Origin of the sequence: Magnetospirillum fulvum MGU-K5, assembly GCF_000442515.1 — a bacterium.
GTDB lineage: Bacteria > Pseudomonadota > Alphaproteobacteria > Rhodospirillales > Magnetospirillaceae > Phaeospirillum > Phaeospirillum fulvum_B.
In genome coordinates this window covers 1-3,968 of sequence record NZ_AQPH01000129.1, presented here as the reverse complement: position 1 = coordinate 3,968, position 3,968 = coordinate 1, and the positions used below count along the sequence as shown (strand labels likewise).

The 3,968-nt window shown below is 61.2% G+C and carries 5 protein-coding genes and 1 pseudogene; 3 read left to right on the top strand and 3 right to left on the bottom strand.

The features are described 5' to 3' along the window. Positions 1 to 714 (bottom strand): DMT family transporter (locus K678_RS16995; RefSeq protein WP_039853740.1); only part of this gene is annotated, 714 nt, incomplete at its 3' end. A 75-nt stretch (positions 715 to 789) separates the two neighbouring features. Here K678_RS16995 and K678_RS16990 point away from each other — a divergent pair. After that, positions 790 to 1,278, top strand: a complete 489-nt coding sequence (locus tag K678_RS16990) for an Lrp/AsnC family transcriptional regulator (protein WP_021133713.1) — start codon at positions 790 to 792, stop codon at positions 1,276 to 1,278. 120 nt (positions 1,279 to 1,398) lie between these two features. Here K678_RS16990 and K678_RS16985 read toward each other — a convergent pair whose 3' ends face one another. Then, complete coding sequence (locus K678_RS16985) at positions 1,399 to 2,415, bottom strand: TerC/Alx family metal homeostasis membrane protein (RefSeq protein ID WP_021133712.1); 1,017 nt, start codon at positions 2,413 to 2,415, stop codon at positions 1,399 to 1,401. Between the two features lie 245 nt (positions 2,416 to 2,660). On the opposite strand from K678_RS16985, the gene K678_RS16980 reads away from it, so the two are divergent. After that, complete coding sequence (locus tag K678_RS16980; protein WP_021133711.1) at positions 2,661 to 2,939, top strand: BolA family protein; 279 nt, start codon at positions 2,661 to 2,663, stop codon at positions 2,937 to 2,939. Between the two features lies 1 nt (position 2,940). Here the strand turns inward: K678_RS16980 and K678_RS16975 are convergent, their stop codons facing one another. Then, a complete protein-coding gene (locus K678_RS16975; protein ID WP_021133710.1) occupies positions 2,941 to 3,690 on the bottom strand; it encodes a tetratricopeptide repeat protein in 750 nt (249 codons plus the stop codon). A gap of 50 nt (positions 3,691 to 3,740) precedes the next feature. On the opposite strand from K678_RS16975, the pseudogene K678_RS16970 reads away from it, so the two are divergent. Continuing rightward, positions 3,741 to 3,968, top strand: a pseudogene (locus K678_RS16970) (SDR family NAD(P)-dependent oxidoreductase); the annotation flags it as partial.

The following is a 3,968-nucleotide window of genomic DNA, read 5'->3' as shown; positions in this document are numbered from 1 at the left end:
AACCCATTCGCTGCCGCTATGTTGTGTCGTCTCGAGTGCGAGTGCGATCGGGAACAGAATCAGGCTCTGGGCTCCCGTGACAACCCCAGTCAGCAGGTTCCAGTCATCGGGAGACACATGGCCGAGACGTCCCAACCATCGGCTGTTGCCGACCGCGAAGGCGGTCCATAAGACGAGCGCCCCCACTGCGCATAGTAATCCGGTCACTCGCGCGGATATTGGACCGGACGCTGGCGCGACCAATGTTTGCCAGCCAATGCAAATGGCCCCGGCAGCGCAAAGAAGAAGTGACGGGATTAATTTCGCCAACGGGGCGGCATCCCGATCACGGCTTCCGAGGATGGTCACCGCAACCGGCAGGAATCCGATGACCAGTGCGGTCATGGTAATGTCGCCAACCTGCACGGCTGTCGAGAGGAGAACGTAGTAGAGCGTGTTTCCCGTGAACCCGAGCCACGCCAGCGCCACCCATTCGCGCCGGGTGATCCCGGCAACCAACTGCCGCCATCGCGAGGCCAGCAGCACCACTGAGATCAGTCCGTAAATGAGGTGCCGTCCACTGGCCAACAAGAACGGATTGAACTCCTCCACCAGTTTGGGGGCAAGGAAGACCAACCCCCAGAGCGCTCCTGCGGCTATGCCGCACGTAACCCCGACGAGCGTCGATCCAGCGGAAGGGGAAAAACTTGGTGTGGTACGGGCGTGAATTGTCATGCCGTGAACATTATCATCGTCGTTATGGGATTTTTGCTCTTGATTCGGCAGTGAAATGCAACAAACACTCACATTATGACTGAAACCTCCGCCTCTTCGCCGCGCACGCTGGATTCCTTCGATCGCGCGATCCTCCGCATCATTCAGCGTGACAACAAGACGCCGCAGCGAACCATCGCCGCAGCGGTCAATCTGTCGGCTGCGGCCGTACAACGGCGCATCGCCGCTTTGGAAGCGATGAAGGTTGTGGTTCGCAACGTGGCAATCGTTGATCCCGCTGCCACCTCAATGGGTATTACCGCCATCGTGGAGGTGCATCTCAGGAACGAACGAGCGGGAACAGTGGATGCCGCAAAGGCCCTGTTCCAAGACACTCCGGAAGTCCAGCAATGCTTCTATGTGACGGGCGGGGTAAGCTTCGTTCTGATCATCATAACGCCAGATATGCGAGCCTATGAGAGGCTGACGCGGCGTTTGTTCGCGGAAAACGAACTGGTGGATCGGTATCGAACGCTGATTGCCCTGGACCGAGTGAAAACGGATACGGCAATTGTTATTCCCTAGGTCGTGTTGACATTTAGCGCAAGGTCGCAGTCGCTTCCGGGGCGGTTCAGCGACTGCCGCCCCGGCACAAACGGACGTCGTGGACATTCGGTGCTCGCCGAATGACTCAAATTCCAGCCATTACGCCTTGTCCTCGCTCTTCCCCCGCCAGATCAGCGAGGCGAGAATGCCGACGGCCAGGGTCCCCAGCACGATCAGCAGGCTGACATTCGGCTCGATATGGATGAAGTCCCAGCCGAAGGTGTGTTCCCCCGCCTGGATCGTCAGTTTGAAGGCGATGAAGAACAGCAGCGCGATCACCGCCTTTTCCAGATGCACCAGATATTTGGTCAGCGCGGCGAGGATGAAATACAGCGAGCGCAGGCCGAGAACCGCGAAGATCATCGCCGCATAGACCAACAACGGCTCCTGGGTCACCGCGATGACGGCGGGCACCGAATCGAACGCGAACATCACGTCCGAGGTCTCGATCGCCACCAGACAAAGAAAGGCGGGGGTGGCAAACAACGACGCGTTTTTCGCCAGCTTCAGCGAGGGATCGGCCTTGGCGAGATCGGCGGCGATGGCGCGGGTGACGAAGAACCGTTCCGCATGAAGCCTGGGCAGGATCGGCATCACCTTCTGGGTCATCTTCACCGACCAATGCTCTGAATAATCAGCGATTTCCTCGGTATGACCGCGGGCCGAGATCATCTTGATCCCCGACCACGCCACGATTGCCGCGAAAAAGAAACCGACCCAGGGGGCAAGGCTGAACAGCCCGGTTCCAACCCCGACAAAGACGGCGCGGAACAGCAAAGCTCCGGCGATCCCCCAATACAGGATGCGGTGCTGAAGCGCGCCCTTGATCCCGAATGAGGCGAAGATCGCCATGAACACCATCAGATTGTCGATCGACAGCGACTTTTCGAGGGCGACACCGGCAAGGTAAAGGTCGGCCCATTGTTTGTCGAACCGGACCCACAGATAGGCATAGAACCCCAGCGCCAGACTGACCCAGAACCCCGACCACAGGCTGGCATCGAGGATCGATATTTCTTTCGCTCGCCGATGGGCAAACAAGTCGATGAACAGGGAGAACGTGATCACTGAAAAGAAAATCAGGATCGTTTCGAGCGGAAAGCCGAAATGGGCCATAAGGGATGCAATCCTTGGAATCGGCGACGATGGATGGGCGGGGGAGGGACGGGGCCTCATCCTAGCAGAGTGAAGGTACCCCATCAACGGAGCGGAATTTATAGAGGGTTTTACTTACTTTGGTGTCGATTGGTGGCGGGTTGTGGCTTGGTTTCGCCGTTGGCGGGAAGCATCGGCTTGGGTTGATTCGCTCTCCCCCTGGCCCCATCTGTCGTAGGGTGTCCAATGACAGAAAGGAATCACCCATGCGCGTCGCTGCCAGCCTCCGCCAGAAATTAGAGCAGAGCCTTGCCCCGATCCGTCTCGACATTCGGGACGAATCCGCCCGTCATGCCGGTCATGGCGCTCATGCTGGCGAGGAATCCCACTTCGCCCTGGTGGTGGTGTCCGATGCCTTCACCGGCAAAAGCCGGGTCGAGCGTCACCGCATCGTCCATTCCCTCCTGGCCGAGGAACTGAGCGTCGGCGGGGTTCATGCCCTGGCTCTGACCGCGCTGACGCCCCAGGAAGACCGCGCCGCCTGACCTATTTCACCCGGACGTCCATCAATTCGATATTGCGCCGGGCGGTGTCGGCAGTGGGACCTTCGGGGGCGATTTCGATCGTCCGCATCCAGTCCGCGCGGGCTCCGGCCTCGTCGTTGGCATTGCGGCGGATCATGCCGCGTTCCAGCAGGGCGTCGGGAAAGTTAGGGTCCAGCTCCAGCGCGCGGGCGATGTCCTTGCCCGCCTCGGCGGTGTGGTCGAGCAGGCGATGAGCGCTGGCCCGCAGCGTCAAGGCCTCGACCCGGTTGGGCTGGGCCTTCAACAATCCGGTCAACAGCGCGATCACCTCGTCATGATGGCCCTGACCGGCCAACAGGACGGCTTTGTCGAGGATCAGGTCGGGCTGGCCCGGCACCAGCCCCAGCGCGGTGTCGAGATCGGCCAGCGCCCGTTCCGGCTTCGCTGCCAATTGCCACGCCTGAGCCGCCTGGGCCAGCATCTCGGCGCGCAGGCTTTCCTCGCGTCGGCTTTGCTGGGCCAAGGCTTCCAGCCGCTTGGCGCCTTCCTCGTACTTGCCCTGTCCGATCAGCGCCAGAGCGGCGCAATGGCGGGCCGGCTCGCCGCCGCCCAGCGATTGCCAGGCGATCGCTTCCTCCCATCCCTCTTCGGGTTTGGATTGGGCCAGGGACAGGCAGGCGCGGTATTCACGCTGCGGCTCGATGATGTCGGCCCGCGCGGCGCATGGCAGCAACAGCAGGGGCAGAACAAGGGCGATGGCGGGACGGATCATGAGGCGTTAGTGTCGTCAAAAGCGTCGGCGATGCAAGGGAGGCCACGGGGATGGGCGAGAAATTTTTCGTGTTCGGCCTGGGCTATTCGGGCAAAGCGGTCGCTCGCGCCTTGCAGAGCCGAGGCTGGCAGGTCGCCGGAACCACCCGATCCGGCCGGGCTGATGATCTGCCCGGAATCGAGATTCATCCGTTTGACCGCGACCGTCCGCTGCCCGATGGTGCCTTGGATGGCGTAGCCGGGATCCTCTCGACGGTGCCGCCCGATGCGGCCGGAGAC